Origin of the sequence: Mycobacterium colombiense, assembly GCF_003284935.1 — a bacterium.
GTDB lineage: Bacteria > Actinomycetota > Actinomycetes > Mycobacteriales > Mycobacteriaceae > Mycobacterium > Mycobacterium arosiense_A.
Genome location: NZ_QMEV01000049.1, coordinates 31,458 through 40,215, shown reverse-complemented (window position 1 = coordinate 40,215; position 8,758 = coordinate 31,458). Strand labels below are relative to the sequence as shown.

Below are 8,758 nucleotides of genomic sequence, written 5' to 3'. Positions count from 1 at the left end.
AACGCCTCCCGGCTGATGCCGTCTGGCTAGCGCAGCGGGCGGATCATTGGGCGACGGCGACGGCGAGGCGCCGGTTGGGGCTAGATCCCCTCTCCCGCACCAGCATTGCGACGAGCACTGCGCCGGCCGCCAGCAGCGCGCCCACAAACCACACGGTCGCCGGCCAGCCGCCGACGCCGTAGACGAGACCGCCCAAGGCGCCCGCCACCGACCCGCCCAGGTAGTAGCTGAACAGGTACAGCGCGGACGCCTCCGCGCGGTCGCGGTGGGCCACCGCGCCCACCCAGCCGCTGGCGACGGTGTGCGCGGCGAAGAGTCCGCCGGTGAACACGCCGACACCGACCACGATGACGGCCAGCGCGTGCGGGATGGTCAGCAGCAGGCCGGCCGCGGTGATCGGTAACGCGTAGCCGAGCACCAGCCTTCGCCCCCTGCGGTCGGCGAGGCGCCCGGCCACGACCGACGTCGCGGTGCCCACCAGGTAGAGGACGAACAACACGCCGACCACCGAGGATGCCAATCCGAAGGGCCGGTCGGTCAGTCGGTACCCGAGGTAGTTGTAGACCGTGACGAACGCCCCCATCACCACGGACCCCAGCGCAAACAGCTTCAGCAGCACGGGGTTTCGCGCATGCGCGGCGAGGTTGCGCACGGTGTCGCGCACGCTTGCCGCCTTCGGGGTGAAGAACTGCGACCTGGGCACCAACCGCGCGAACACGGCCGTGCCGGCCAGCGTCAGCACCGAGCACACCAACAGCGCGACCCGCCAATTGCTGACGTCGACCACCAGGGACGGCACGATCCGCCCGACCAGCCCACCAACCGTCGTCCCCGCGACATAGCGGCCCATCGCTGAACCGAGCGAGGAGCCATGCACTTCCTCGGCCAGGAATGCCATGGCGACCGCCGGGATGCCGGCCAACGCGACGCCGTGCAGCGCGCGTCCCGCCAGCAGCACGCTGAGGGACGGACTCAGCGGCAACAACAGCCCGATGACGCTGGACGCTATGCCTGACGTGAGCATCACGGTGACGCGCCCGTAGCGCTCGGATAGCGCGCTGGCGGGGATGATCGACACCGCCAACATGCCCGTCGTCAGTGAGATCGTCAGCGCCGCGGTGGCCGGCGTGATCCGGTAGGCCGCCGACAACGCCGGGAGAAGCGCCTGCGTGCAGTACATCGCCGCGAAACTGGACAACCCGGCGCCGTACAGCGCGATCGTCATTCGCCGGTATCCCTTGGATCCGGCCCGATGCGCGACGAGCTGAGGCATGGCCACCATGCTTCGGCCGGCGTGACCAAAAAGGAAATGAATTATTTCCTGCGGCGGGCCCAGCTGGAGCTCGATTCGGCCAGGCGCGCCATCGATGACCTGACGAACCCGGCCCTCAGCGAGATCCGGTTGGCCTTCCTGAGTTCGTTCGGGTCGACGGTGGTTCCGCGCTTGATCGCGCGATTCGGGGAATCGGCACCGCGGGTGACGTTCACGCTAGAGGAGGGGCCCGCCGAATCGATCGGCGATCGTGTGCGGTCCGGCGTCGTCGACATCGGAGTGGTATCACCGCGGCCGCGCAAGCGAACGCTGGCCTGGCGCAGCCTGTTTCGTCAACGGCTCGGTATCGCCGTGCCCCAGGGCCACCGGTTCTCGCACGATGCGACGGTGTCCATGATCGATCTGGCCGACGAGCGCTTCGTGACCATGCGCCGCGGATTCGGCATGCGCGGACTGCTCGACGAGCTCTGTGCCGCAGCGCAATTTCGGCCCCGGATCGGCTTGGAAGCCCCGACCCTCACGACAGTCGCCGGCCTGGTCGCCGCCGGCCTGGGCGTCAGCCTGGTGCCCATCGACGGCAGCGAGTACGCGCCGGGGGTGCGCGTGCTGCGGCTGGCCGACGCCGACGCCTACCGCGACGTCGGCATGGTCTGGAATTCCGATCGACCGCTGTCTCGCTCGGCACGCGACTTCATCGCGGCCGCCGCCGCGGTAGAGCACCACCCGACGAGCCCGACCAGCTGAACGCGACGTGCGCGGGCGCGGCTCAGACCGCGATCTGGTGGTGGCGGGTCTGGTTGCCGCCACACCGCTTCGCCTCATACATCGCGGTGTCGGCGTGGGCGACCAACTGGTGAAACGCGTGCTCGGCGTAGTCCGAGACGACGCTGCTCAACGCCAGGGTGGCGATCCCGACGCTGGCCGTCACGGACACGTCCACTCCCGCCACGGCGTCACAAAGCTGCCGGCCCCACTCCGGCAGCTGTTCGGTCGTCACGATGTCGGCGACCAGGAATTCCTCCCCGCCGACGCGACCGACGATGGCGCTCTCCCCGCATGCGCCTGTCAAGGTGTCCGCCACCGCGATCAGCGCCTCGTCGCCGGCGGCGTGCCCGCGGCTATCGTTGAGCTCTTTGAAGCGGTCCAGATCGACCATGGCCACCGCCAGGAACATGTGATGGGCGCCGGCCAGCATCCGGCCGACGATCGCCCGGTCGCAGGCCCTCCGGTTCAACAGCCCGGTCAGGGGGTCGCGGTTGGAGCGCAAAAGATCAATCCAGAGCGCGCGCACGATGACTTGAATGGCGAGCGGCACGACGACGTTGAGCTCCAGGACCAGGAAGTAGCCGGTGAAGGCCAGCAACGCCTGTCCCGTAGCCGCCAGTCGTATCGCCTGCCAGACCCCGATGCCGCATGCCACGCAGAAGTTCACCGCCATCAGCCTGGTGGTGTGGAAGAACGCGATGTAGCCGCCGGTCACCGCTAGCGCCGAGCACGACATCAGCCCGACGAGTGGCTGGGGCTGCCACAGACAACCGCCACCGATGGAAACACAGCCGGTCATGATGTAGAAAATGGACTGGCGCCGAGTGGGCCACCCGCTCAACCACAGCACGGCCATGCCCAAGCCGATCACGGCGGACACGAGGGAAACCACCAGCGCCACAACCGGATACAATGGGACGGGGCCCCAAAACACGTTGACCGGTACCAACACCAACGAGGCGGCCACCACGGCCAAAATCCTGCGGGTACTGGTGCTCAATCCATGCGCTTGCAAATAGCCTGTCAGCCAATCGAAATGGTCCTCTTGGCCCCACCAGGTCGCCACCCGCTTCATCGGTTCGCCTTTCCCCGAACTCGCTCACCCGTCGGGTCACACCACCAGAACCAGCGAGCCGGATCACAGTAAATACCATCGGGCGCGGTAAAAGCCTGGATTGGACGAGAAAGGCGCATCAGTAGGGTGAGCCGCCGACGTGGTCGATCGGCCGTCCCGGCGCATCCCACGACGATGTCGGTTTTCCGCCAGTTTTGTCGGTCGCCGGGTGTAAGTCTGGAACCGTGCACGACGATTTCGAACGCTGCTACCGCGCGGTCCAGTCCAAGGACGCCCGGTTCGACGGCTGGTTCGTCACCGCGGTGCTGACCACCCGGATCTACTGCCGGCCCAGCTGCCCGGTGCGGCCCCCGTTCGCCCGTAACGTGCGGTTCTATCCGACGGCCGCCGCCGCGCAGCGCGCCGGCTTTCGCGCGTGCAAGCGGTGCCGACCCGACGCCTCCCCAGGGTCCCCGGAGTGGAACGTGCGGGGCGACATCGTGGCGCGAACGATGCGGCTGATCGCCGACGGCACGGTGGACCGTGCAGGGGTCGCCGGCCTGGCCGCCGGCCTCGGCTACACCACCCGGCAGCTGGAGCGCCTCCTGCAGGCCGAGGTGGGGGCAGGTCCGCTCGCCCTGGCCCGCGCGCAGCGCGCGCAAACCGCGCGCGTGCTGATCGAGACGACGGATCTGCCGTTCGGCGACGTCGCCTTCGCCGCCGGCTTTTCCAGCATCCGTCAGTTCAACGACACGGTGCGCTCGGTGTTCGAGAACACACCGAGCGCGCTGCGGCGGCGCGCGGTGACACGCCCCGCGTCGGCCCCGAATTCGCCTGGCACGGTGTGCCTTCGGCTCCCGGTACGCACGCCCTTTGCGTACGCCGGTGTGTTCGGTCATCTGGCGGCGGGCACGGTGCCCGGGTGCGAGGAGATCCGCGATGGCGCCTACCGGCGAAGTCTGCGCCTGCCGTTCGGCAACGCGATCGTCGCCCTGACGCCCGCCGTCGATCATGTCCGTTGCGTGCTCGTGCTCGACGACTTCCGCGACCTGACGACGGCCATCGCGCGCTGCCGGCGCCTACTGGACCTCGATGCCGACCCGGAAGCCGTGGACGAAGCGCTCAGCGCGGACGAGGACTTCAGCGCCGTCGTAGCCAAGGCGCCCGGGCAGCGAATCCCGCGCACGGTCGACGAGGCCGAACTCGCGGTCCGCGCGGTGCTGGGCCAGCAGGTGTCCACCAAGGCGGCGAGCACGCACGCCGGCCGCTTGGTCGCTGCCTACGGGCAGCCGATCAACGATCCGCAGGGATCGTTGACCCACACCTTCCCGTCGGTCGAGCAGCTGGCAGAGATCGACCCCGTTCATCTGGCGGTGCCCAAAGCCCGGCAGCGAACGCTGAGCGCCCTGGTCGCCGGCCTGGCCGACGGAAGCGTCGTGCTGAGCGCCGGGTGTGACTGGGACAGGGCCCGAACACAACTGCTCGCCTTGCCCGGGGTCGGCCCGTGGACCGCGGAGGTCATCGCCATGCGCGGCCTCGGCGATCCCGACGCGTTTCCCGCCAGCGACCTGGGCTTGCGCGTGGCCGCCAAACAGCTGGGCCTGCCGTCCGACGACCGATCCCTTGCCGCGCACAGTGCGCGGTGGCGCCCATGGCGTTCCTATGCCACCCAATACCTTTGGACCACTCTCGAGCATCCGGTAAACCAATGGCCGCCGCAGGAGGTCGCATGATTCGCCCCGCCGAGGATGCAGACCGAAGCGATGAGGAGTTGCGCGCATGATCGAGTACCGCACCATCGACAGCCCGATCGGGCTGCTGACCCTGGCCGGCCGCGGCCCGGTGCTGACGAATCTACGGATGGTCGACCAGACCTACGAACCGAATCGCGCCGGCTGGTCGCCCAACCCCCGGGCGTTTGGTGAGGCCGTCGAACAACTCGCCGCGTATTTCGCCGGCGAGCTGACGCATTTCGATCTCGAGCTCGACCTGAGAGGGACCGAATTTCAGCGCCGGGTATGGCGGGCGCTGCTGACCATTCCGTATGGCGAGACCCGCTCGTACGGTGAAATCGCCGAGCAGATCGCGGCGCCGGGCGCCGCCCGCGCGGTCGGTTTGGCCAACGGCCACAACCCGATCGCCATCGTCGTTCCCTGCCATCGCGTCATCGGGGCCAACGGGAGTCTCACCGGCTTCGGCGGTGGGCTCGGCCGAAAGCGCACATTGCTCGAATTGGAAAAGCAACGGGAAAATCTCACGCTATTCGATTAACCGGAAATGCAAAAACACCCCCGTTGCCGGGGGTGTTTTTGTGTATGTTCGGCGGTGTCCTACTTTTCCACCCGTATGGGCAGTATCATCGGCGCTGACAGGCTTAGCTTCCGGGTTCGGAATGGGACCGGGCGTTTCCCTGTCGCTGTGGCCGCCGTAACTCTATTTAAATTTGTTTGGTGGGGGGCGTGGTGTTCCGCGGCATTGCTGCCGTGAAATGGACTGTGGTTGCGATTGTGTGTTGGTAAGTTTTCGGCCGGTTAGTGCCAGTTCCCTGCACCCATTACTGGGCTTCCAGGTCTGGCCTATCAAACCCGTGGTCTGCGGGGGGCCTTATCCCTCTAAAAGGGTGAGAAACCTGATCTTGGAGAAGGTTTCCCGCTTAGATGCTTTCAGCGGTTATCCTGTCCGAACGTGGCTATCCAGCCGTGCCCCTGGTGGGACAACTGGTATACCAGAGGTTCGTCCGTCCCGGTCCTCTCGTACTAGGGACAGGTTTCCTCAAGTTTCTGACGCGCGCGGCGGATAGAGACCGAACTGTCTCACGACGTTCTAAACCCAGCTCGCGTGCCGCTTTAATGGGCGAACAGCCCAACCCTTGGGACCTGCTCCAGCCCCAGGATGCGACGAGCCGACATCGAGGTGCCAAACCATCCCGTCGATATGGACTCTTGGGGAAGATCAGCCTGTTATCCCCGGGGTACCTTTTATCCGTTGAGCGACACCCCTTCCACTCAGAGGTGCCGGATCACTAGTCCCGACTTTCGTCCCTGCTTGACTTGTAAGTCTCGCAGTCAAGCTCCCTTGTGCACTTACACTCAACACCTGATTGCCGTCCAGGTTGAGGGAACCTTTGGGCGCCTCCGTTACATTTTAGGAGGCAACCGCCCCAGTTAAACTACCCGCCAGGCACTGTCCGTGAACCCGATAAGGGTTCGACGTTAGGTGTCCAATACGATCAGAGTGGTATTTCAACAACGACTCCATACAAACTGGCGTCTGTACTTCAAAGTCTCCCACCTATCCTACACAAACCGTACCGAACACCAATACCAAGTTGTAGTGAAGGTCCCGGGGTCTTTTCGTCCTGCCGCGCGTAACGAGCATCTTTACTCGTAGTGCAATTTCGCCGAGTCTATGGTTGAGACAGTTGGGAAGTCGTTACGCCATTCGTGCAGGTCGGAACTTACCCGACAAGGAATTTCGCTACCTTAGGATGGTTATAGTTACCACCGCCGTTTACTGGGGCTTAAATTCTCCGCTTCACCTTACGGTTAACGGGTCCTCTTAACCTTCCAGCACCGGGCAGGCGTCAGTCCGTATACATCGTCTTGCGACTTCGCACGGACCTGTGTTTTTAGTAAACAGTCGCTACCCACTGGTTTCTGCGGCCGAATCCCGCTCCCACCGCAAGGGTGTTCACGGTATTCCGGCCCCCCTTCTCCCGAAGTTACGGGGGCATTTTGCCGAGTTCCTTAACCATAGTTATCTCGTACGCCTTGGTATTCTCTACCTGACCACCTGTGTTGGTTTGGGGTACGGGCCGTGTATGTGCTCGCTAGAGGCTTTTCTTGGCAGCAGAGGATCACCGAATTCGCCTCAATCGGCTATGCATCACCTCTCGGGATTAATGAGCGACGGATTTGCCTATCGCTCTCCCTACGGGCTTGCCCCAGTATTACCACTGACTGGTACGGCTACCTTCCTGCGTCACCCCATCGCTTGACTACTACCAGCGAAGGTCCCACGCAGCCCCGAAACTCCATGCCCCCGAAGGGGAATGGTCGATCCGGTTTTGGGTGGTTAGTACCGCTGATTCATCAGGGACGCCTATACACGGGTACGGGAATATCAACCCGTTGTCCATCGACTACGCCTGTCGGCCTCGCCTTAGGTCCCGACTCACCCTGGGCGGACTGGCCTGGCCCAGGAACCCTTGGTCTTACGGCGGGCAAGGTTCTCACTTGCCTTATCGCTACTCATGCCTGCATTCTCACTCCCCCACCCTCCACCACCGGTTACCCGGAGGCTTCGCTGAGTGAGGGACGCTCCCCTACCCACACTCACCGTACGGTGAATGTGCCGCGGCTTCGGCGGTGTGCTTGAGCCCCGCTACATTATCGGCGCATAATCACTTGACCAGTGAGCTATTACGCACTCTTTCAAGGGTGGCTGCTTCTAAGCCAACCTCCTGGTTGTCTCTGCGACTACACATCCTTTTCCACTTAGCACACGCTTAGGGGCCTTAGCCGGCGATCTGGGCTGTTTCCCTTTCGACGTACGGAGCTTATCCCCCGCCGTCTCACTGCCACGCTTTACACCACGGCATTCGGAGTTTGGCTGACGTCAGTAACCTAGTAGGGCCCATCGGCCATCCAGTAGCTCTACCTCCGTGGTGAACCACGCAACGCTGCACCTAAATGCATTTCGGGGAGAACCAGCTATCACGGAGTTTGATTGGCCTTTCACCCCTACCCACAGCTCATCCCCTCAGTCTTCAACCTAAGTGGGTTCGGGCCTCCACGCGGTCTTACCCGCGCTTCACCCTGGCCATGGGTAGATCACTCCGCTTCGGGTCCAGAACACGCCACTACACCCCAAAGGGGATGCGCCCTATTCAGACTCGCTTTCGCTGCGGCTACCCCACACGGGTTAACCTCGCGACGTGTCCCTGACTCGCAGGCTCATTCTTCAAAAGGCACGCCATCACCCCACGAAGAGGCTTTGACGGATTGTAGGCACACGGTTTCAGGTACTATTTCACTCCCCTCCCGGGGTACTTTTCACCATTCCCTCACGGTACTAATCCGCTATCGGTCATCGAGAAGTATTTAGGCTTACCGGGTGGTCCCGGCAGATTCACAGCAGATTCCACGGGCCCGCTGCTACTCGGGAACTGATACAAGGTAGGTGTCGGGTTTTCGCGTACCGGGCTCTCACCGTCTACGGCAGGCCATCCCAGGCCACTTCTGCTAACCACGACACTTTCTGACTACCCCTCAGCCAGGTAGAGCTGAGACATATCACTCCCACAACACCGCGCACACAACCCCTACCCGGTTATACATGCGTGCGGTTTAGCCTGTTCCGCGTTCGCTCGCCACTACTGACGGAATCACAATTGTTTTCTTCTCCTACGGGTACTGAGATGTTTCACTTCCCCGCGTTACCTCCCGCACCCTATATATTCAGATGCGGGTAACACGACATCACTCGTGCTGGGTTTCCCCATTCGGAAATCCTCGGATCAATGCTCGGTTGACAGCTCCCCGAGGCATATCGCAGCCTCCCACGTCCTTCATCGGCTCTCGATGCCAAGGCATCCACCATGCGCCCTTAAACACTTACTTACACACAAAAACCAAAGAAGAAATTACACATTTCGATGAACACGC

At 63.5% G+C, this 8,758-nt stretch carries 4 protein-coding genes, 2 rRNA genes and 1 pseudogene; 3 read left to right on the top strand and 4 right to left on the bottom strand.

Annotated elements, in window-relative coordinates:
• Positions 1-43: 43 nt before the first annotated feature.
• The gene (locus tag DQP57_RS19400; RefSeq protein ID WP_112634340.1) at positions 44-1,282 is read right to left on the bottom strand and encodes an MFS transporter; all 1,239 of its coding nucleotides are present in this window, start codon (positions 1,280-1,282) and stop codon (positions 44-46) included.
• A gap of 39 nt (positions 1,283-1,321) precedes the next feature.
• Between DQP57_RS19400 and DQP57_RS19395 the strand changes: the two are divergent.
• A pseudogene (locus DQP57_RS19395) lies at positions 1,322-2,017 on the top strand (LysR substrate-binding domain-containing protein); the annotation flags it as partial.
• 22 nt (positions 2,018-2,039) lie between these two features.
• On the opposite strand, the gene DQP57_RS19390 reads toward DQP57_RS19395, so the two are convergent.
• Positions 2,040-3,113: a GGDEF domain-containing protein gene (locus DQP57_RS19390; RefSeq protein WP_112634339.1), complete on the bottom strand. Its 1,074-nt coding sequence runs from the start codon at positions 3,111-3,113 to the stop codon at positions 2,040-2,042.
• A 224-nt stretch (positions 3,114-3,337) separates the two neighbouring features.
• Between DQP57_RS19390 and DQP57_RS19380 the strand changes: the two genes are divergently transcribed.
• Positions 3,338-4,825: a DNA-3-methyladenine glycosylase 2 family protein gene (locus DQP57_RS19380; protein ID WP_112634338.1), complete on the top strand. Its 1,488-nt coding sequence runs from the start codon at positions 3,338-3,340 to the stop codon at positions 4,823-4,825.
• A gap of 46 nt (positions 4,826-4,871) precedes the next feature.
• Positions 4,872-5,363 (top strand): methylated-DNA--[protein]-cysteine S-methyltransferase, encoded by a 492-nt coding sequence (locus tag DQP57_RS19375; RefSeq protein WP_112634337.1) that lies wholly within the window; start codon positions 4,872-4,874, stop codon positions 5,361-5,363.
• 46 nt (positions 5,364-5,409) lie between these two features.
• On the opposite strand, the gene rrf is transcribed toward DQP57_RS19375, so the two are convergent.
• Positions 5,410-5,522, bottom strand: a 5S ribosomal RNA gene (gene rrf, locus DQP57_RS19370).
• 81 nt (positions 5,523-5,603) lie between these two features.
• A 23S ribosomal RNA gene (locus DQP57_RS19365) occupies positions 5,604-8,713 on the bottom strand.
• Positions 8,714-8,758: the final 45 nt, after the last annotated feature.